At 70.6% G+C, this 20,650-nt stretch carries 16 protein-coding genes; 12 read left to right on the top strand and 4 right to left on the bottom strand.

Annotated features, from left to right (window positions below):
- The first annotated feature begins 21 nt into the window (after window positions 1-21).
- From atpD to NFR93_RS10350, 9 genes are all read left to right on the top strand, one after another.
- Entirely contained in the window at window positions 22-1,470 is a 1,449-nt protein-coding gene (atpD, locus tag NFR93_RS10390; RefSeq protein WP_251453151.1) for a F0F1 ATP synthase subunit beta, read from the top strand.
- A 34-nt stretch (window positions 1,471-1,504) separates the two neighbouring features.
- Window positions 1,505-1,765, top strand: coding sequence for a F0F1 ATP synthase subunit epsilon (locus NFR93_RS10385; protein WP_251453146.1), 261 nt, complete (start codon window positions 1,505-1,507; stop codon window positions 1,763-1,765).
- A 75-nt stretch (window positions 1,766-1,840) separates the two neighbouring features.
- A complete protein-coding gene (locus NFR93_RS10380; protein WP_251453144.1) occupies window positions 1,841-2,587 on the top strand; it encodes a YaaA family protein in 747 nt (248 codons plus the stop codon).
- Window positions 2,588-3,574: 987 nt separating this feature from the next.
- On the top strand, window positions 3,575-4,570 hold the full coding sequence (locus tag NFR93_RS10375; protein ID WP_251453143.1) for an aldo/keto reductase: 996 nt from the start codon (window positions 3,575-3,577) through the stop codon (window positions 4,568-4,570).
- 4 nt (window positions 4,571-4,574) lie between these two features.
- A complete protein-coding gene (locus NFR93_RS10370) occupies window positions 4,575-6,308 on the top strand; it encodes an ABC transporter ATP-binding protein (RefSeq protein ID WP_251453139.1) in 1,734 nt (577 codons plus the stop codon).
- Window positions 6,305-8,206 carry an ABC transporter ATP-binding protein gene (locus NFR93_RS10365; protein WP_502846281.1) on the top strand — a complete coding sequence of 634 codons (1,902 nt, stop codon included), beginning with the start codon at window positions 6,305-6,307 and terminating at the stop codon, window positions 8,204-8,206. Before NFR93_RS10370 ends, NFR93_RS10365 begins: the two co-directional genes overlap by 4 nt.
- A 73-nt stretch (window positions 8,207-8,279) precedes the next feature.
- Window positions 8,280-9,104 carry a PP2C family protein-serine/threonine phosphatase gene (locus NFR93_RS10360; RefSeq protein ID WP_251453131.1) on the top strand — a complete coding sequence of 275 codons (825 nt, stop codon included), beginning with the start codon at window positions 8,280-8,282 and terminating at the stop codon, window positions 9,102-9,104.
- A 66-nt stretch (window positions 9,105-9,170) separates the two neighbouring features.
- Window positions 9,171-12,023 carry an FtsK/SpoIIIE domain-containing protein gene (locus tag NFR93_RS10355; protein WP_251453129.1) on the top strand — a complete coding sequence of 951 codons (2,853 nt, stop codon included), beginning with the start codon at window positions 9,171-9,173 and terminating at the stop codon, window positions 12,021-12,023.
- Between the two features lie 55 nt (window positions 12,024-12,078).
- Window positions 12,079-13,308, top strand: a complete 1,230-nt coding sequence (locus NFR93_RS10350; protein WP_251453121.1) for a saccharopine dehydrogenase family protein — start codon at window positions 12,079-12,081, stop codon at window positions 13,306-13,308.
- A gap of 27 nt (window positions 13,309-13,335) precedes the next feature.
- Here the strand turns inward: NFR93_RS10350 and ald are convergent, their stop codons facing one another.
- Complete coding sequence (ald, locus tag NFR93_RS10345) at window positions 13,336-14,451, bottom strand: alanine dehydrogenase (RefSeq protein WP_251453115.1); 1,116 nt, start codon at window positions 14,449-14,451, stop codon at window positions 13,336-13,338.
- 55 nt (window positions 14,452-14,506) lie between these two features.
- The gene (locus NFR93_RS10340) at window positions 14,507-15,496 is read right to left on the bottom strand and encodes an asparaginase (protein ID WP_251453114.1); all 990 of its coding nucleotides are present in this window, start codon (window positions 15,494-15,496) and stop codon (window positions 14,507-14,509) included.
- Window positions 15,497-15,548: 52 nt separating this feature from the next.
- On the opposite strand from NFR93_RS10340, the gene NFR93_RS10335 reads away from it, so the two are divergent.
- Entirely contained in the window at window positions 15,549-16,043 is a 495-nt protein-coding gene (locus tag NFR93_RS10335) for an OsmC family protein (RefSeq protein ID WP_251453113.1), read from the top strand.
- Here the strand turns inward: NFR93_RS10335 and NFR93_RS10330 are convergent.
- A complete protein-coding gene (locus tag NFR93_RS10330; RefSeq protein WP_251453580.1) occupies window positions 16,012-16,728 on the bottom strand; it encodes a lysophospholipid acyltransferase family protein in 717 nt (238 codons plus the stop codon). The two genes, NFR93_RS10335 and NFR93_RS10330, sit on opposite strands and share 32 nt — an antisense overlap.
- Window positions 16,729-16,923: 195 nt before the next feature.
- On the opposite strand from NFR93_RS10330, the gene NFR93_RS10325 reads away from it, so the two are divergent.
- Complete coding sequence (locus NFR93_RS10325) at window positions 16,924-17,868, top strand: FKBP-type peptidyl-prolyl cis-trans isomerase (protein WP_251453112.1); 945 nt, start codon at window positions 16,924-16,926, stop codon at window positions 17,866-17,868.
- A 19-nt stretch (window positions 17,869-17,887) separates the two neighbouring features.
- Window positions 17,888-18,973, top strand: a complete 1,086-nt coding sequence (gene dxr, locus NFR93_RS10320; RefSeq protein ID WP_251453111.1) for a 1-deoxy-D-xylulose-5-phosphate reductoisomerase — start codon at window positions 17,888-17,890, stop codon at window positions 18,971-18,973.
- On the opposite strand, the gene NFR93_RS10315 is transcribed toward dxr, so the two are convergent.
- A complete protein-coding gene (locus NFR93_RS10315) occupies window positions 18,974-20,623 on the bottom strand; it encodes a UDP-N-acetylmuramoyl-L-alanyl-D-glutamate--2,6-diaminopimelate ligase (RefSeq protein WP_251453110.1) in 1,650 nt (549 codons plus the stop codon). It abuts the gene before it with no gap.
- Window positions 20,624-20,650 lie beyond the last annotated feature (27 nt).

Below are 20,650 nucleotides of genomic sequence, written 5' to 3'. Positions count from 1 at the left end.
CCACACGAAAGAGAAGAAGCCATGAGCCTCACCGCTGAGAAGACGGAAGCCGCGACCGTCGGGCGCGTCGCCCGCGTCACGGGCCCGGTCGTCGACATCGAGTTCCCGCACGACTCGATCCCCGACATCTACAACGCGCTCAAGACGACGATCACGATCGACGGCGAGTCGACCGAGATCACCCTCGAGGTCGCACAGCACCTCGGTGACGATCTCGTCCGGGCCATTGCGCTCAAGCCGACGGACGGCGTCGTGCGCGGTCAGGAAGTCCGCGACACCGGTGCTCAGATCACCGTGCCGGTGGGCGATGTCACCAAGGGCAAGGTGTTCAACGTCACGGGCGAGATCCTCAACGCCGAGCCCGGCGAGCAGATCGAGATCACCGAGCGCTGGCCCATCCACCGCAAGGCGCCGAACTTCGATCAGCTGGAGTCCAAGACCCAGATGTTCGAGACCGGCATCAAGGTCATCGACCTGCTGACCCCGTACGTCCAGGGTGGGAAGATCGGCCTGTTCGGCGGCGCCGGCGTCGGCAAGACCGTCCTCATCCAGGAGATGATCCAGCGCGTCGCGCAGGACCACGGCGGTGTGTCGGTGTTCGCCGGTGTCGGAGAGCGCACCCGTGAGGGCAACGACCTCATCCACGAGATGGAGGAGGCCGGAGTCTTCGACAAGACGGCGCTGGTGTTCGGCCAGATGGACGAGCCGCCGGGGACCCGTCTGCGCGTGGCGCTGTCGGCGCTGACGATGGCGGAGTACTTCCGCGACGTTCAGAAGCAGGACGTGCTGCTGTTCATCGACAACATCTTCCGCTTCACGCAGGCCGGTTCCGAGGTCTCGACGCTGCTGGGCCGCATGCCTTCGGCCGTCGGCTACCAGCCGAACCTCGCCGACGAGATGGGTGTCCTCCAGGAGCGCATCACCTCGACCCGTGGTCACTCGATCACCTCGCTGCAGGCGATCTACGTGCCCGCCGACGACTACACCGACCCGGCGCCGGCGACCACCTTCGCCCACCTCGACGCCACCACCGAGCTCTCCCGAGAGATCGCGTCGAAGGGCCTGTACCCGGCCGTCGACCCGCTCGCTTCGACGAGCCGTATCCTCGACCCGCGCTACATCGGCGAGGACCACTACCGCGTGGCCACGGCCGTGAAGCAGATCCTGCAGAAGAACAAGGAGCTGCAGGAGATCATCGCGATCCTCGGCGTCGACGAGCTCTCCGAAGAGGACAAGGTCGTCGTGTCGCGTGCACGCCGCATCCAGCAGTTCCTGTCGCAGAACACCTACATGGCGAAGAAGTTCACCGGTGTCGAGGGCTCGACCGTTCCGATCAAGGAGACCATCGAGTCGTTCGACGCGATCGTCAAGGGCGACTACGACCACGTCGCCGAGCAGGCGTTCTTCAACGTCGGCGGCATCTCGGACGTCGAAGAGCGCTGGGCGCAGATCCAGAAGGAGAACGGCTGATCATGCTCGTACTGAGCGACCGTAGGGGGTCGAAGTGCCGCTGAAGGTGAGTCTGGTCTCTGCCGACGCCGAGGTGTGGTCGGGTGAAGCATCGCTCGTCGTCGCGAAGACCGTCGAGGGCGAGATCGGCTTCATGACGGGACACGAACCCGTGCTGGCGATCCTCGCCGAGGGGCAGGTGCGGATCACGCAGACCTCGGGATCGAAGATCATCGCGAACGCGCAGGACGGGTTCCTCTCGATGGAGGGCGACGACCTGACGATCGTGGCCGGAAACGCCGCGCTGATCTCCTGACACTCCGTCGCGACATGCGCCGTCCGGTCCGCCGGGCGGCGCATTCGCGTTTCCCACCCCTCGAAAGTCCTCGCGATGCTCATCCTGCTGCCCCCGTCCGAGACCAAGCGTCCCGGTGGCCTCGGCGCGGCGGTCCGACTGGACGAGCTGGCGCTGCCGGAACTGCGACCACAGCGCGAAGCGGTGGTAGCCGCGCTGGTGTCGCTGTCCGTCGATCCCGCGACGGCTGCCCGGGTGCTGAAGCTCGGGGCCACGCAGCTGGGCGAGGTCGCGGTGAACGCCGCGGTCCGCACGGCGCCGACCCTTCCGGCCGTCGACCGGTACACGGGTGTGCTGTACGACGCTGTGGACGCGGCATCCCTCGACAGTGCCGCCCGGCGCTGGCTCGGTCGGCACGTCCTCATCCACTCCGCGCCGTTCGGTCCCGTCGGGGCGCTGGATGCGATCCCCGCCTACCGGCTCGGCGCCACCGCCTCGCTCCCGGGGCTCGCGCCGCTGCGCCGGGTGTGGGCGGCACCGGTCACCGCCGCCCTCGCCGCCGCCGATGAGCGCTTCGTCCTGGATCTGCGCTCGGAGGCGTACGTCGCGCTGGGCCCCCTCGACGGGGAAGCGGCATCGGCTTACGTGCGCGTGGTGACCGAAGGGGCCGGTGGTGCAGTGCGCGCGCTCAACCACTTCAACAAGCACGCCAAGGGCGACCTCGTGCGACGCCTCGCCGTCACCCGGCCCCGCATCGCCTCCGCCCGGGGCTTCGTCGCGTGGGCGGCGACGGCGGGCCTGCGCGCCGAGGAGAACGGCCGCGAGGTCCTCCTGTTCGCCTGACGCCGACGGGGACGGAGACGACGATGCGGCGGCGCGGATACTGACATGCCGCACGCGGCATCGCTAGCATGATCGCAGCGGGGGGTGGTCCTCGCGGGCGCGGTCTCCGCGTCCACCACTCTGGAGGTCGCTTCATGAACAACGACTACGACGGCTACGGAGCTCTGCTGGCCTTCTGGCTGGTGCTCCTGCCGATTCTGCTCATCCTCGCGCTGGCGGGCTACATCATCGGCTCCTTCCTGCTGATGAAGATCTTCGAGAAGGCGGGTGTGGAGGGCAAGTGGCGCGCCTGGGTGCCCGTCTACAACATGCTCGTGTTCGCGAAGCTCGGAGATCTGTCCCCGTGGGTGATGCTCGGCGCCATCGCGGTGTCGGCGTTCCTCGGACAGATCCCCGTCATCGGCTGGCTGCTGTCGCTCGTATCGATCGCCGCTGCCGTCATGGCCGGCTGGCGCGTCGGGCTGAAGCTCGGGCGCGACTGGCCGCTGCTGCTGCTGTGGCTGATCCCCGGCGTCGGCGGTCTCATCTGGCTCGGCGTCCTCGCCTTCGGCAACACGACGTGGAACCCCGCGATCGCGCCGTCCCCCTGGCGGAACACCTTCCTGAAGGACACCACGGTGTGGCAGGGCATCCCGGTGCAGCCGGAAGCCGCGGGATCCGTCGGTGCGGCCGGCGCTGCCCCCGCCGCGTACCCGCCCGCCGGCTACCAGGCTCCGGCCGGGTACGCCCCGCCGCCCGCGCCGTCCGCCGGGACGACGCAGCCGGCCCCGCCGGCCGCAGCCAGCCCCCCCCGGTGCCGCCCCCCGCGGCCCCCCCGCCCCCCCCGCCTGCGACACCGCCGACGACTCCGCCTGCGGCGACGCAGCCGCCGACCGAACCGCCGGCCTCGCCCGAGCCGCCGCGGCCCTGAGCCCGACCACGACGACCCCCTCCTCGGAGGGGGTCGTCGTGCGTCCGGGAGCACGTCGCGGGGGCTAGCGTTGTCCCATGACGACGACGACTGTTCCGCTCCGCCGACTCGGCGACTCCGGCCTCCTCGTATCCGCCGTCGGCCTCGGCTGCAACAATTTCGGCCGGGCCGGCACGCGCAGCGAGTCGCTCGAGGGGACCCGGGAGGTCCTCGATGCCGCCCTCGACGCCGGCGTCACCTTCCTCGACACCGCGGACATGTACGGCGCCGATCCGGGTCAGTCCGAGACGCTCATGGGTCAGGCCCTCGAGGGGCGGCGGGACCGCGTCGTGCTGGCCACCAAGTTCGGGCACTCGGGACGCGACATCGGCTACGGCGCGGTGGGCGCGAAAGCATCGCGCTCGTACGTCCGGCGGGCGGTGGAAGGCTCCCTCCAGCGCCTGCGAACCGACTGGATCGACCTCTACCAGCTGCACACCCCTGATCCCGGCACCCCGATCGAAGAGACCCTCGACGTGCTCGGTGACCTCGTCCGCGAGGGCAAGGTCCGCTATGTGGGTCACTCGAACCTCGCGGGATGGCAGATCGCCGAGGCCCATTTCGTGGCAGCGGCCCGGGCGGGCATCCCGTTCATCTCGGCGCAGAATCACTACAGCCTGCTGGCCCGTTCGGCCGAACGGGAGGTCCTGCCCGCGGTGCGGCGATTCGGCCTCGGCTTCCTGCCGTACTTCCCGCTGCACAACGGCCTGCTGACCGGCAAGTTCAGCCGCGACAACGCGCCCGCCGACACCCGCATCATGCGGCAGCGGCAGCACGTGTGGCGGGATGCTCCGTGGGACGCACTGGAGGAGTACCGTGCCTTCTGCGACGAGCGCGGCCTCACGATGCTCGAAGCGACGTTCGGCTGGCTTCTCGCCCAGCCGGCTCTGTCGAGCGTCATCGCCGGCGCCACCAGCGCCGACCAGGTGCGCGCGAACGCAGCCGCGGCGACGGCGTGGGTGCCGAGCACCGCCGACCTCGCGCGTATCGACGAGATCTTCCCGCTCCCGGCGGACCCCGGCGCGCAGGTCTGACCCGGTGCTGGGCACGCTTCTCGCACGCTACCTGCGCCCCGCATGGCCGCTGGCCGCGGCGGTCGTGGTGTTCCAGCTGGCGCAGTCCGTCGCGGCGCTGCTGCTGCCCACGCTCAACGCCGACATCATCGACCGCGGGGTGGTGACCGGCGACATCCCGTTCATCTGGTCCACCGGCGCGGTGATGCTGGGGATCAGTCTGGTGCAGATCGTCTGCGCGATCATCGCGGTCTACTTCGGCTCGCGCCTCGCGATGGGCCTGGGACGTGATCTCCGCGCCGACCTCTTCCACCGTGTCGTCGCCTTCTCGCAGCGCGAGGTGGGGGTGTTCGGTCCGGCATCCCTGATCACCCGCAACACGAACGACGTCCAGCAGGTGCAGATGCTCGTGCAGGTGTCGGCGACCCTCATGGTCTCGGCGCCGATGCTCGCCATCGGCGGTGTTGTCATGGCGATCCGCCAGGACGCGGGGCTGTCGTGGCTCATGGGCGTCGCGATCCCCGTGCTGCTCGTCGTGGTGGGTCTCATCGTGTGGCGCATGGTGCCGGCTTTCACCCTCATGCAGAAGCGCATCGACCGCGTCAACCAGATCCTCCGCGAGCAGCTCACGGGGATCCGGGTGGTGCGGGCGTTCGTCCGCGAGCGCGAGGAGCGCGAGAGGTTCGGCCGAGCCAGCCAGGACGTCATGGCGACGGCACTGCGTGCCGGGAACCTCATGGCACTCATGTTCCCGGCGGTCATGCTGGTGCTCAATCTGTCGAGCGTCGCGGTCATCTGGTTCGGAGCTTTCCAGGTGCAGTCGGGCGACGTCCAGATCGGCACCCTCTTTGCCTTCCTCACGTACCTCATGCAGATCCTCATGGGCGTCATGATGGCCACGTTCATGTTCGTCATGATCCCGCGCGCCGCCGTGTGCGCCGACCGCATCGGCGAGGTCCTCGACATCGCGCCATCGGTCGTCCCTCCGGCCGTCCCCGTCGCCGCACCCGGGGCGGCGGGTCGCATCGAGTTCGACGGCGTCGAATTCTCCTACCCAGGTGCGGATGAGCCGGTGCTGCGCGACATCACCTTCGCGATCGAGCCCGGCACCACCACCGCGATCATCGGTTCGACAGGGGCGGGCAAGACCACCCTCGTGGGCCTGGTCCCGCGACTCTTCGACGCGACGGCGGGTGTCGTCCGGGTCGACGGGATCGACGTGCGCGAGTACGACCCCGACGAACTGTGGCGGCGGATCGGGCTCGTTCCCCAACGCGCCTTCCTGTTCTCGGGGACCATCGCCTCCAACCTGCGCTACGGCGACGCCGAGGCCACCGACGAGCAGCTCTGGCACGCCCTCGCCATCGCCCAGGGCCGGGACTTCGTCGACGCGTCCGCCGAAGGACTCGAGATGCCGATCGCGCAGGGCGGCACCAACGTATCCGGCGGTCAGCGCCAGCGGCTCGCCATCGCTCGCGCCCTGGTCAAGCGTCCGACCATCCACATCTTCGACGATTCGTTCTCCGCCCTGGATCTGGCCACGGATGCCGCGCTGCGGCGTGCTCTCGACCGCGAACTCCCGAACACGACGCGGCTGGTCGTCGCCCAGCGCGTGTCGACCATCCGCGGGGCCGATCAGATCGTCGTACTCGAGCACGGCCGCATCGTGGGACTCGGCACGCACGAGACGTTGCTTCAGTCCTGCGGAACCTACCGCGAGATCGTCGAGTCGCAGCTGGCGGCGGAGGAGGCGGCATGAGCGGCGGACGCCCGCTCGGAGGACCGATGGGGCGGGGGCCGATGGGTCGGGGACCGGGCCAGGCGCCCGCGGAGAAGGCCCGCTCGTTCGGCCCGAGCGCCCGACGTCTGCTGGGAACTCTCCGCAGCGAGCGGGGGAGACTCGTCGTGGTGCTCCTCTTCGGGACCCTCTCGGTCGCCCTCAGCGTCGCAGGACCGAAGCTGCTCGGCGAAGGCACCAACGTCGTCTTCGCCGGGTTCCTCGCGCCCCAGGTCGGTATCGACTTCCGCCGGCTGGGTGCCATCCTGCTCGTCGTCCTCGCGGTCTACGTTCTGGCGAGCGCTTTCGGCTGGTTGCAGGGGCGCATCCTGAACGGCGTCGTCCAACGGGCCGTGCATCGTCTGCGCATGCAGGTCGAGGACAAGATTCACCGCCTGCCGCTGGCCTACTTCGACCGTGTGCAGCGAGGAGAGCTGCTCAGCCGGGTGACGAACGACGTCGACAACATCGGCCAGACGATGCAGCAGACGCTGTCGCAGGTCGTCGTCTCGCTGCTGACGGTCATCGGCGTGCTGGCGATGATGTTCGTCCTCTCCCCGCTGCTGGCCGTCATCGCGCTGGTGACGATCCCGCTCACGGTCGCCATCACCGTGCTCGTCGCTCGGCGGTCCCAGACGCTCTTCGCAGCGCAGTGGAAGGCCACGGGCGTCCTCAACGCGAGGGTCGAGGAGACGTTCTCGGGACACGCGCTCGTGAAGACCTTCGGGCACCAGGCCGAGGTCGAGGCCGACTTCCGGTCCGAGAATGAGGAGCTGTATCGGGCGAGCTTCGGGGCACAGTTCGTCTCCGGCCTGATCATGCCGGCGATGATGTTCATCGGCAACCTCGTCTACGTCGCCATCGCCGTGGTCGGCGGTCTGCAGGTCGCGGCGATGGCGATGTCGATCGGCGATGTGCAGGCGTTCATCCAGTACTCGCGACAGTTCACCCAGCCGCTCAGCCAGCTGGGTTCCATGGCCGCTCTGCTGCAGTCGGGGGTCGCCAGCGCGGAGCGGGTGTTCGAGCTGCTCGATGAACCCGAGCAGGAACCCGATGAGGACCCCGCGCAGTCGCCGCCGGCGGACGCCGGTCACCTCGAGTTCCACGACGTCTCCTTCCGCTACGCGCCGGATGTCCCGCTCATCGAGGGACTGTCCCTGGCCGCGGCACCGGGCAGCACCGTCGCCATCGTCGGGCCCACCGGTGCGGGGAAGACCACGCTGGTCAACCTCGTCATGCGGTTCTACGACGTCGACGACGGGTCCATCACCCTCGACGGCGTCGACACCCGCCGCATCACACGGGACGATCTGCGCAGCCGCACCGGGATGGTGCTGCAGGACACCTGGCTGTTCGCGGGGACGATCCGCGAGAACATCGCGTACGGCCGACCCGCGGCATCCGAGGAGGAGATCATCGCCGCCGCCACCGCCGCCTACGTCGACCGCTTCGTCCACGCCCTCCCCGACGGGTACGAGACGCTCCTCGACGACGACGCCACCAACCTCAGTGTCGGGGAGCGTCAGCTGATCACGATCGCGCGCGCGTTCCTCGCAGATCCGCGCATCCTCATCCTCGACGAGGCCACGAGCTCGGTGGACACGCGCACCGAGCTCCTGATCCAGCGCGCCATGTCGAAGCTCCGTCGCGACAGGACCGCTTTCGTCATCGCGCATCGGCTGTCGACCATCCGGGATGCCGATCTCATCCTCGTCATGGCGGACGGCGCGATCGTCGAACAGGGCCGCCATGAGGAGCTCCTCGCGACGGGCGGCGCCTACGAGAGGCTGTACAACGCCCAGTTCGAGGCTCCGATGGATGAGACCGCCGAGGCCGCGGTGCCAGGCGCACCGCCGATGTCCGAAGGCGGTCGGTCTTGACGCACTAGGATGTGATGACGCCGACCGGTCCGAGCCGGACGGCCCCGATCGCCGGCTCACAGGAGGACAGGGCGTGCCCGAGGTAACCACGCAGGCGCGCGACGTCGAGATGCCCGACGGCGCGCTGTCGCTGGAATGGGCCGCTGTCACGCACACCGGCAGACGACGCGATGTCAATCAGGACGCGGTGTTCGCCGGCTACCCGCTCTTCGTCGTCGCCGACGGCATGGGCGGGCACATCGGCGGCGAGATCGCCAGCGCGAGCACGATCACACGGCTGCGCGAGGTGGTGGATGCCGGATCCGTCACCCCCGAGACCATCGAGAAGGCGCTCGGCCGAGCGGTCAAGGACATCGCCTCCCACCCCGAGGCGACCGACGAGGGCACCGGGACGACGCTCACCGGCGTGTACCTCGAGACCGCGGGTGACGAGCCTCACTGGGTCACCCTCAACATCGGCGACTCGCGGGTGTACCTGCTGCGCGAGGGCACCATCGTCCAGATCACGACGGATCACTCCGTCGTGCAGGAACTCGTAGCCGCCGGGCGGCTGAGCCCTGAGGAAGCCGAGAGCCACCCCTACGGAAACGTGATCACCCGGGCGGTCGGACCGAGCGAGAGCGTGACACCGGACTACGTGCGCATCGAGCTGGCGGCCGGCGACCGTTTCGTGATCTGCTCCGACGGCCTCACCAAGGAACTGACCGACTACGGCATCAAGCACTTCCTGGCCGAGCACGCCGATCCCGCCGCCGCAGTGGACGCGATGCTGGATGCCGCCCTCGAGAACGGCGGGCGCGACAACATCTCGATCATCGTGCTCAACGTCGGCCCCGTCGACGCCGGCGCATCCCACGCGCCGGGCGCCGACGCCGACTCCTCCCCAGCGGCGAACTGAGCTCGATCCCTCCACAGGTGGCCGCGCGCGGACGCGGGGCTCGGCGAGGTGCGGTTCAGTGGCGGGGTGTCCGATTCCGTCGCCGCAGCCCTTCGCGCTCCTGCAGCGCACCGACTCCATCATGACGAGCCGCTGAACCTGCCGGATGCGTGGGCGCCGCCGCCGCGGCCGCCCGTCCCCGTCCTCGCCGCGATCGTGCCCGTCGTCGGCGCCGTCGCCATATGGCTGGTCACCGGTTCGGTCCTCGCGCTGTGGCTGGCGGTGCTCGGCCCGCTGCTGGCCGGCGCGTCCGTCCTCGACGCAGGGCGAACGACGCGTCGGGATCGTCGACGCGCAGAGCGGGCCGCGCGCGAGGCCCACGAGGCGGCGTACGAAGAGATCGTCCGCAGACACGGTATCGAGCGAGCAGAGCGCCGGGGGCGGCATCCGGACGTCGCGGGCTTCATCCGGGCCGACGCCGAGGTGTGGCGCAGCGTTCCGGGCCGTGCCGGAGTGATCGTCGTGGGCTCGGGCGATGTGGTCAGCGAGGTGCAGGTCAACGGCGGCCACGGTGATCCCGCGGCCGCCCGCCTCCGCCGCACCGCGGCCCGCCTCGCCGATGCGCCGGTGGTGGTGTCCGCCGCGCTCGGCGTCACGGTCATCGGCTCCGGAGAGGTGGCTTGTGCCGCCGTGCTGCGGGGACTCGCGCTTCAACTGTGCCTCGCTCTTCCTCCGGGCGAGCTGCGGATCACCGGCCCGCTGCGCGGCGTGCACGCGTGGGCTGAGGAGCTCCCGCATCGCCGCGCCGCCTCTGGCCGGGCGCTGGCGCTCATCGACGCCGGAGATCCGGTTCCCGCCGACGCGGAGTTCGTGCTGGCCCTCGGGCAGCCGGGCCTGCCCGCCTCGCCGCGCTGCGGCGTCACGATCCACGTGCGAGGACTGACCGCCGGACGGCTGGACGAGCCCTCGGACGCGGACGAGCGCGACCTTCGGCTCGAGGCCGTCGGCGAGGCCCAGGCGCTCGAGCTGGCCGCGCAGCTCGATCGCCGCGCGGGAACCGCCTTCGGACGCAGCGAGGGCATCGAACCGCTTCCCCTGGGACGGCTGCTGGCCGATCACCGACCGGTCCGCGCTCCCGGACGGCTGCCGGCCGTCATCGGTGTGGCCGACACCGGTCCTCTCACGGTCGATCTCGTCGCCGACGGTCCGCACGCCGTCGTGGCCGGGGTCACCGGTGCGGGCAAGAGCGAACTGCTCATCACCTGGATCCTCTCCCTGTGCGCCACGCACTCCACGCGGGAGCTCAGCTTTCTGCTCGCCGACTTCAAGGGCGGCACCGCCTTCGACGCCCTCACCGGACTCGCGCACGTGACAGGCGTGCTCACCGATCTCGACGGATCGGGCGCCCGGCGCGCCATCGAGAGCCTGCGCGCCGAGATGAGGTGGCGCGAGGGCGCCCTGGCCGCGGCGGGAGCCCGAGACGTTGCGGATCCGCGGGTGCAGCTGCCGCGACTGGTCATCGTCGTGGACGAGTTCGCCGCCCTGCTCTCGGAGCAGCCCGAGCTGCATGCGGTCTTCGCCGACGTCGCCGCCCGTGGGCGTGCACTGGGGATGCACCTCATCCTCGGCACACAGCGCATCGCCGGGGTCGTCCGCGAGGTCCTGCTGGCCAACTGTCCGCTCCGGCTGAGCCTGCGGGTGACCGATCGCGCGGACAGCCGAGCGGTCATCGGCAGCGAGGACGCCGCCGACATCCCCGGCGGCGACGACGGACGGGGGATCGCCATGGTGCGCCGCGCGGCCGACGCCCTCCCGCTGCGCGTCCGCGTGGCGTTGTCGGCTGCTGCCGATGTCGCCGCGGTCATCGAGGCGTCGACCGGCCCCCAGCCGCGGCGGCCCTGGCTTCCCGAGCTTCCCGCGTGCATCGATCTGGCAGAGCTCCCCGCGGTCGACGCGACACCCGGTGCGCTGGTGCTCGGACTTCTCGACGAGCCCGAGTGGCAGCGCCAGGCGCCCGCGTGCATCGCCGTCGCCGAACGCGGGCTGCTCGTGGCCGGCGGCCCGGGGTCGGGGCGCACGACGGCGCTGGACACCCTCGCCGCCCAGGCCCGCCACGTCGTCCGCATCCCCGACGACGCCGAGAGCGCATGGGATGCCGCGATCGAGCTGCAGCGGACGCCGCCGGGAGCAGGCAGTCTCGTCGTCGCGGACGATCTCGACGCGCTGATGGGCAGGTTCCCGCCCGAGTACGCGCAGGAGTTCTTCGAGCTGCTCGATGCACTCTGCCGGGGTGCGGGGCAGCAGGGCTACCTCGTGGCTGCGTCCGTGCAGCGCCTCAGCGGTCCCGTCGTCCGCATCGCGGATCTGCTCCCGCGCCGCCTCGTTCTCCGCACGACCACGCGCCTCGAGCACATCGCCTTGGGCGGGGACCCGGTCGCCTTCCGTGGCGATGCGCCCCCGGGACGCGGCACCCTGGACGGCGTGCCGATCCAGATCGCGCGCGTACCGGAGGTCCGCCGCCTGCCGCGCGAGGACGAGGCGGCATGGATGCCGAGCACGATGCTCACGGGGTTCGTCGCCCGGCGGTCGCCGGCAGCGCGGGAGGCGCAGCGCACCTGGCAGCAGTGCGGGATGCACGTGTGGTCCGTCGCCGAGTACGCCGAAGGCGTGCATCCGGGGACCCCGACGGTGGTGGTCGGCGACCCGGAGGAATGGCAGCGGCACTGGCGGGTGCTCTCGCAGGTGCGCTCCGAGCACGACCTCGTGATCGACGCCTCGTGCGCCGCCGACCTTCGCCTGCTCACCGGAAGCCGCATCCTGCCGCCCTACGCCGAGCCCGGGCGGGGGAGAGCGTGGCTCTTCTCGAGCGGCGATGACCCCGTCCGCATCGTCCTTCCGGCGGTGCAGTTCAGGTCGATCCGTACCGGCACCGGTTCTTGACCCGCCCGGGTGGTCCTCATACCGTCGCAGGAACACCCGATCGGCAGGAGAACCCATGCGCATCCTCATCGTCGGAGCCGGCGGTGTCGGCTCGGCCGCCGCGCGCATCGCCGCGCGGCGCGACTTCTTCGAGCACGTGGTGATCGCCGACTACGACCCGTCCCGGCCCGAGGGCCTCGTCGCCGAACTCGCCGACGCCCGGTTCTCGGCTGCCCGCATCGACGCGTCCGATGCGGAGTCGGTCGCTGCGCTCATCCGTGAGCACGGGGTCACGCATGTGCTGAACGCCGTCGATCCGCGTTTCGTGATGCCGATCTTCGACGGCTGCGCCGCTGCGGACGCCACCTATCTCGATATGGCGATGAGTCTGTCGCGACCGCATCCGGAGCGTCCCTTCGAGCTTCCCGGCGTGAAGCTCGGCGACGAGCAGTTCGCCCAGGACGAAGCCTGGCGCCTGGCCGGACGCCTGGCGCTCGTCGGAATCGGCGTCGAACCCGGCCTGTCGGATGTGTTCGCGCGGTATGCCGAGGACGAGCTGTTCAGCGAGATCGACGAACTCGGTGTGAGGGACGGGGCGAACCTCGTCGTCGCCGGATACGACTTCGCACCGTCGTTCTCGATCTGGACCACGATCGAGGAGTGCCTCAACCCGCCCGTGATCTTCGAGCGGGACCGGGGCTGGTTCACCACGGCTCCCTTCAGCGAGCCCGAGATCTTCGACTTCCCCGAGGGGATCGGACCGGTCGAGTGCGTCAACGTCGAGCACGAGGAGGTCCTCCTCATGCCGCGATGGACCGGCGCCGACCGGGTCACCTTCAAGTACGGACTCGGTGACGAGTTCATCGAGGTGCTCAAGGTGCTGCACAAGCTGGGCCTCGACCGCACCGACAAGGTCTCGGTCAAGGGGGTCCAGGTCGCGCCGCGCGATGTCGTCGCCGCGTGCCTGCCCGATCCGGCGACCCTCGGCGACCGCATGTCGGGGAAGACCTGCGCGGGGGTGTGGGTGAGAGGTCGCGGCAAGGACGGTGCCCCCCGTTCGACATACCTCTACCACGTCGCCGACAACGAGCACACGATGGCCGAGTACAACTCGCAGGCCGTGGTGTGGCAGACGGCGATCAATCCCGTCATCGCGCTGGAGCTCCTCGCCGGCGGCACCTGGCAGGGGAGCGGCGTGCTCGGGCCCGAGGCGTTCGACGCGCGCCCGTTCCTCGACCTGCTCGCCGCCCCCGCACCGGCCGGTTACGGCAGTCCCTGGGGGATCCAGGAGAAGGCGCTGTCCTGACCGTCGACCCTCGGCGAAAGCGTCCCGTCAGGCCAGCGCGTCCGCGAGCGGGGTCTCCTCGAGTCCGTGGGCGGTGGCGACCCCGGGGTTCACCACGGAGCCCGCAACCGTATTGAGGCCCGCAGCCAGAGCGGCGTCGGCCCGCAGTGCGTCCTTCCATCCCCGGCGTGCGATCTGCCGGATGTAGGGCAGCGTCGCGTTCGTCAGAGCGGAGGTGGACGTGTGCGGCACCGCGCCGGGCATGTTGGCGACGCAGTAGAACACGCTCCCGTGCACGGGGAAGGTGGGTTCGGCGTGGGTGGTCGGGTGCGTGTCCTCGAAGCAGCCGCCCTGATCCACGGCGATGTCGACCAGGACGGAGCCCGGGCGCATCCGCCCGACCATCTCGTTGGTGACGAGTTTGGGTGCCTTCGCTCCGGGGATCAGCACGGAACCGATCACGAGGTCCGAGTCGACGACCGCGCGATCGAGGTCGAACGGGTTGGATGCGGCGGTCTTCACCCGCCCCTGGAAGTGGTCGTCGAGGTAGCGAAGGCGCTGCACGTTCGTGTCGAAGACCGTGACGTCGGCACCCATGCCCACGGCGATCACCGCCGCGTTCGCGCCGGCCACGCCGCCGCCGATCACCGTGACCTTCGCAGGCCTGGTGCCCGGCACGCCCGACATCAGAAGCCCGAGGCCCCCCGCCGACCTCATCAGCGTGGAGGCGCCGACCATGGGGGCCAGGCGGCCGGCCACTTCGCTCATCGGCGCGAGAAGGGGCAGACCGCCGCCGGCGAGCTGAACCGTCTCGTACGCGATCGCGGTGACCCGATCCGACACCAGCTGTTCGGTGAGCGCGCGGTCCGCCGCCAGGTGGAGGTAGGTGAAGACCACCAGGTCGTCGCGGAAGTTCGCGTACTCGCCGGCGATCGGCTCTTTGACCTTCAAGAGGAGCTCGGCCCGGGACCACACGTCGCCGGCATCCTCCAACAGGACGGCCCCGGCGTCGTCGTACTCGCTGTCGGGCATCGAGGAACCGATGCCGGCACCGCGCTGCACGAACACCTCGTGACCGGCGGCGACGAGATCATGCACGCCGGCGGGTGTGAGCGCCACCCGGTACTCGTTGTTCTTCACCTCGGTGGGGACGCTGATCCTCATCGTCAGATCCTTTCCGCTCCGCCGTTGGAGCGTTCGTGCTCCTCGTGGGAGCGCCTCAGAAGGCGGGGCGGATGGCCCCGACGTCGTGTCCGCCGCCGGTGACGGTCAGCGGAAGACGTGCCATGACCTCGCCGACGCCCGCGGCGTCGAGCGCGCCTGCGCGTTCGAGCAGCCGCAACGCGACGGCGGTGGTGGCGCGAGTGCTGCCGTCGAGCATCTTCAGCACCACCGTGGTGCCGTCGGGCGCGACCATCACCAGCACGCCCTCGGCGCCGGTCTTGGCGAAGACGCCGAGCTGCTCGATCGCGACGGTGTCGGGACGGCCGGGTCCGTCGATGGTCCACGGGTGAGCGCGCACCGCCTGAACGAGAGCGCCCGCGCTGCGGTGGAGCGCGAACGGGGACGTCGACGATGCGGTTCCGATGCGGTGGATCGCCTTGGCCAGGCCGAAGAGGGTCACCGCGAGGACCGGGGCTCCGCACCCGTCGACCGCGACGGTGGGGGACTTCTCGCCGACGAGTCGCTCCACCACGTCGCGGATATGCACCTGGAGCGGGTGTGCGGGATCCAGGTAGCCGTCCGTCGGCCAGCCGTTGACGACGCAGGTCAGGAGCATCGCGGCGTGCTTGCCGGAGCAGTTCATTCGCAGGCGGGCCGGCGCGCCGTGCTCGCGGATGAGGGCGTCGCGGGTCGCCGTGTCGCCCGGCCAGGCGGGCGGACAGCCGAGGGCGTCCTCGGTCACACCCGCGGAGTGCAGGATCTGCCGGACCACCTCGACGTGTCTGTCGGTGCCCGAGTGGCTGGCGGTCGCGAGCCCCAGGTGCTCGCCCTCCAGGGGTGCGCCCGCCGACAGCATCGCCAGTGCCTGCAGCGGCTTCAGCGTCGAGCGCGGAAGGATCAGCGCCGACGTATCGCCCAGCGAGGCGGAGACCGCGCCGTCCGGGGCGAGCACGATCGCCGCGCCCGCGTGCCGGGATTCGACGAACCCGCTGCGCTCGACGACCGCGAGTTCGACGGCGTCCGAGACCGAGAAGGTGTGGGGCACCACGTCAGCCTACCGGGGAGGCCGCCGCCGACCCCCATGACAGACTGTGCTCATGTTCGGCGAGCATCGATACTCCGTCCGGTCGGTCTGGACCGGCAACCGAGGCTCGGGAACGACCGGATACCGGGACTACGACCGGGCCGTCCTGGTCCAGATCGACGGCAAGCCCGATCTGCTCGCGTCGGCCGACAAGCCCTTCCGGGGCGACGCGGCGAGGTGGAACCCCGAGGATCTGCTGGTCGCGGCGCTGAGCGAGTGCCACCTGCTGTCGTACCTCCACGCGTGCGTGCAGGCGGGCATCGTCGTCACCGGCTACGAGGACGATGCGAGCGGGCTCATGGTCGAGGACGGACGGGGCGCCGGCGCCTTCCGCGAGGTCGTGCTGCGCCCGCGTGTCACCGTCGCCGAGGAGTCGATGCGGGATGCCGCGATGGCGGCGCACGAGCAGGCTCACGCCTGGTGCTTCATCGCCAATTCCGTCAACTTCCCGGTCCGCCACGAACCGGTGATCGTCATCAGCGGCGCTCGTGAGGGAGGACCTGCTTGATGCGATCGATGGGGTTGTGCGCGGGGGCCTCGTTGTAGGCGTGCGCCAGCTCCTGGCCGGAGAGGGCGTGGATGGCGGCCATGATGTCGTCGGTCGCGAGTCGCCGCGCACGGCCCGAGGTGGCCGGTCCGTGGTGCGACAGCTCGAGCGGCTCGCCGAACTTCACGGTGATGCGGTGCTTGGTGGACGGCATCCGGGCACCGACCGGCATGACCTTGTCGGTGCCGATCAATCCCACCGGCACGACCGGCGCCCCCGTCTGCAGAGCGAGGAAGGCGACCCCGGTGCGTCCCTTGTAGAGCCGCCCGTCCAGCGAGCGTGTGCCCTCCGGATACAGCGCCACTGCGCGGTCCTGGTCCAGGAGCATCCGCTGCTGCTCCAGGGCGTCGAGAGCCGCCTGCCCGGCGCCGCGCTTGACCGGGATCGCTCCGATGGCGGTGAAGAACTCCCGCGAGATCCATCCCGACGCGCCTGTGCCCTCGAAGTAGCTCGACTTGGCGAGGAAGTGCACGGGACGGGGCGCCGCGACCGGGATCGCGATCGAGTCGATGAACGACAGATGGTTGCTCGCGAAGATCACCGGGCCGGTCCGGGGGACGAGGTGGCGGCCTTCGACGTGCGGTCGGTACACCACCCGGGCCAGCGCCGTGATGACCATGCGACCCAGGACGTACGTCGCGCCCATGCGCGTGACCCGCTCCTGCGTGTCGACGGCGGGGACGGTGGCGTCATCTTCGCGGGGTTCGGTCGTCTCCTCGGAAGTCACCCGTCGAGGCTACCCCCGTTTCCATACCACGCATGGCATAGCCGGTTCCCAGCGAGGGTGGAGCAAACATGGGGGAGGATGGGAGACTCCCGTTCGTCGATCTGAGGATTCCTCTTGCGCTCTCGACCGCTCGTCGCCCTGTCCACCGTCGCCGTGTCGGCGTTCCTTCTCGCCGGCTGCACGGGCTCAGGGACCGAGGCCGCTCCCACGCCGTCGAGCTCCGCGACGGTCGACCTGTGCGCGGCGGGGGCCGAATCAGGCGCCGCGACCGAGGCCGTCACGGTCGACGGCGAGGTGGGGGAGGAATCCACCGCCACCTTCGAGGCGCCCCTCGAGATCGAAGACCTGCAGAGCACGGTGCTCACCGAGGGGTCCGGCGAGGCCGCCGAGGCCGGCGACCTGGTGACCTACGCGCTGAGCGCCTACAGTGCCGAGACCGGCGAGCTGCTCGGTTCGTTCGGCTACGGCGAGAACACGGTGCTTCCGCAGCAGATCTCGGCCGACAACCCTCTGGGTCAGCTGCTCGGCTGCGCCGCACCCGGCACGCGCGTCGTCGGGGCCTTCCCGGCGACGGCCGACGCGCCGGGCGAGGTCTACGTCGTCGACATGCTCGAGATCGTGCCCAACGCCGCCTGGGGTGAGCCGCAGGATCCCGCGGAAGGGCTTCCCGCCGTCGAGCTGGCCGAAGACGGCGCGCCCACGGTGACGCTCCCCGACGGGGACGCGCCGACCGAGTTCGAGAAGGCCACCCTGAAGAAGGGCGACGGCGAGGTCGTCGAAGCAGGCGACGGCGTGATGGTGCAGTACCACGGCGTCTCATGGGACACCGGCGAGGTCTTCGACGAGAGCTGGGGCAAGACCCCCTTCACCTTCTCGACCGGCGGCGGCGTCGTGCAGGGCTTCTCTGACGCAGTGATCGGAGAGACCGTCGGCTCGCAGGTCATCGCCGTCCTCCCCCCGGATGTCGCGTACGGCGAGGGCGAGATCAACGACAGCGACCTCACCGGGCAGACGCTGGTGTTCGTCATCGACATCCTCGGCACCCAGCCTGCCGCATAGCGCGGACTAGGCTGGCGGGATGCGCCGCATCCTCGTCCTCGGCTCGACCGGCTCGATCGGCACGCAGGCGCTCGACGTCATCCGCGCCAATCCGCGCCGGTTCGAGGTGGTCGGGCTCGCGGCGGGGCGCGACCGTTCGGGCCTCGACGCCCAGGCGGCGGAGTTCGGGGTGGAGCACACCGCCCTCGGCGCCGCCGAGGCCGAGCAGCTCGTGCGCGACGTCGAGGCCGACGTGGTGCTCAACGGCATCACCGGTTCCGTGGGACTGGGCCCGACGCTCGCGGCGCTGGAGTCGGGTCGGACGCTCGCGCTGGCCAACAAGGAATCGCTCATCGTGGGCGGGGAACTGGTGACGGCGATCGCGGCGCCGGGCCAGATCGTTCCCGTGGACTCCGAGCACTCCGCCATCGCGCAGGCGCTGCGCTCCGGCGACCGGTCCGAAGTGCGGCGGCTCGTGCTGACGGCGTCCGGCGGCCCGTTCCGCGGCCGGAGCCGGGCGTCGCTCGCCGGGGTCACACCCGCCGAAGCGCTCGCCCATCCCACGTGGGACATGGGTCGCGTGGTCACGACGAACTCCGCCACTCTGGTGAACAAGGGTCTCGAGGTCATCGAGGCGCATCTGCTCTTCGGGGTCGCCTATGCCGACATCGACGTCGTCGTGCACCCGCAGTCGATCGTGCACTCCATGGTGGAGTTCGTCGACGGCTCCACCATCGCGCAGGCGTCCCCACCCGACATGCGCCTGCCCATCTCGCTGGGTCTGGACTGGCCGCACCGCGTCGCCGGCGTCGGCCGGCCGCTGGACTGGACCGCCGCGACGTCGTGGACGTTCGAGCCGCTCGACGAGGCGGCCTTCCCCTCCGTGCGCCTGGCGAAGCGTGTGGGGCGGGCAGGAGCCACGTACCCCGCCGTGTTCAACGCCGCCAACGAGCAGGCCGTGGACGCCTTCCACGAGGGGCGCATCGGCTTCCTCTCGATCCTCGAGACCGTGGAGAGGGTCGTCGACGCGCACGAAGCGCCGGCGGCGCTCACGCGCGACAGCCTCATCGAGGCCGAGCGCTGGGCTCGGGAATCCGCGGACCGCGCGATCGCGGCATCCGCCTGATCAGTCGACCGGGCGCAGGGGGTCGGACGCGATGATGCGGTCCGGCGGGTAGGGCACCGGCCACGTCGGCTCCGGCACCGGCCATCCGGCGTCGGCCAGGGCGCGGCGTGCCAGCTCTCGCGCGGAGTAGGGGGCGCGGGTTCCGCGGACGTCGCGATAGTCCTGATGTCCGGGGCCGGCCCACAGGATCGCGTCGCCGTCGCCGACGAGCTTCACCGCCTCGACGATGGCGCGCTCCGGAGGGGAGTACTCGTGGATCTCGGCGTCGGGGCGTGCGCGTCGAGCCCCGTCGATGAGAGTCGCGCGGATGCTGTCCGGGTCCTCGAAGCGAGGGTGGTGGTCCGTGATCACGAGCACGTCACTGCCCTCCACAGCGGTCCTGCCCATGTCATGACGCTTGGTGGCATCACGGTCGCCGTCAGCGCCGACGAGCATGAGGACACGACCGGGGGTGACATGGCGGACGGCGGCGAGGGTCTTCTCGAACGCGTCGGGGGAGTGCCCGAAGTCGACGTACACGGCCGGCCCGCGGTCGCCCGAGACGCGCTGCGTGCGCCCCGGAAGGTACGCGTCGATTCGGCCGCCGCCGAGCGCCGCAGACAGGTCGTCCCACGCGTATCCGCCCTCGAGGAGCATGACGATGGCAAGTCCCGCATTGGCTGCCATGTGCCGTCCGATGACGGGGACGACGGTGGTGAGGGAGCGCCCGTCGCGGGCGGTGAGGGTGAAGGCGGTGCCGTCCTGTCGTTCGTCGTCGATCACCACGGTCCAGTCCGCGTCCGCATCCGGATCCGCGGCGATGGCCGGGGTCACGACGGTCACGAACGGGATCTCGCTGCGCGCGGCGACGTCGGCGCCGGGGGCGGAGTCCAGTGAGATGACGGCACGGCGGGCGCGATCGGGGCGGAACAGGGCCAGCTTCGCCTCGAAGTACTCGTCCATGTCGGCGTAGTCGTCGAGGTGGTCGTGCGACAGGTTGGTGAATCCGGCGACGTCGAACAGCAGTCCGTCCACACGGTGACGGCTGAGCGCCTGTGCACTGACCTCGACCGCGACCGCCTGTACGCCACGTTCCCGCATCAGCGCCAGCAGGGCGTGGAACTCGGAGGCTTCGGGGGTCGTGAGGCGCGAGACGATGACCTCACCGGCGATGTGGCGCTCCGCCGTCGACGACAGTCCGGTCACGACGCCGAGCTGATTCAGGATGCCCTCGAGCAGGTGCGACACGCTCGTCTTGCCGTTCGTGCCCGTGGTGCCGAACAGCAGCGGGATGTCGTCGCCCGGTCCGGTGCCGTACACCCAGGCCGACAGATCGCCGAGCGCGGCGCGAGGGTCGTCCACGACGACGATCGGCAGGCCGGCGCGGGCCGCGATGTCCGCTCCGGCGGCATCCGTGATGACGGCGACGGCGCCCTTCTCGGCTGCCGCCGCCGCGAACTCGGCGCCGTGGCGGTTCACACCGCGGATGGCCACGAACGCTTCGCCGGCGCGCAGGTCCGCCGTGGCGAGGGTGAGGCCGGTCAGCCGGACGTCGGCGGCGTCCCCGCGCACCTCACCGCCGAAGCGGGCGGCGAGATCCCCCAGCGAATGGACGGGGGGTGCCTCCGGGCGGAGCACGGGAGGCAGATTCGAGGCGGCGTCAGTCGGCATAGCGTGACCATCCTCTCACTCGGCGCC

It is taken from the genome of Microbacterium sp. Marseille-Q6648, assembly GCF_943181415.1.
GTDB lineage: Bacteria > Actinomycetota > Actinomycetes > Actinomycetales > Microbacteriaceae > Microbacterium.
Note: the sequence above shows the minus strand (reverse complement) of the source record. Positions and strands in the feature narration are given on the sequence as shown.